We start from the raw sequence: 243 nt of genomic DNA, 5'->3' as shown, positions 1-243 counted from the left end.
CCGGCTTGATTGAGGGCGCCTGCAAAGGCTTTCATGGCGGCAAAAAAGGCGCAGATTTTCTGCACATGGTGCTTGGTATAAGTCGCTTCCTGATGCAATTCGGCAATCAGATATAACGTACTGTCGTCCTTTGACTGAAACCAGGAATGTTGCGCATTGAGCTGATCGCCCAGGATCAGCCTTAAGGTTTTATAGTGAGTGGCTGCCATGATTTAACCAGCGATGAATGAAGTCGCCATCAGG

At 49.0% G+C, this 243-nt stretch carries 1 protein-coding gene; it reads right to left on the bottom strand.

The window, feature by feature from the left end; translation table 11 throughout:
• Window positions 1-209, bottom strand: a 209-nt coding sequence (locus tag R0J87_RS23840) for a cryptochrome/photolyase family protein (protein WP_498889499.1), incomplete at its 3' end; no start/stop codon positions are given.
• Window positions 210-243: the final 34 nt, after the last annotated feature.

The sequence above is a fragment of the Halomonas sp. SIMBA_159 genome, assembly GCF_046536035.1.
GTDB lineage: Bacteria > Pseudomonadota > Gammaproteobacteria > Pseudomonadales > Halomonadaceae > Vreelandella > Vreelandella venusta_A.
Note: the sequence above shows the minus strand (reverse complement) of the source record. Positions and strands in the feature narration are given on the sequence as shown.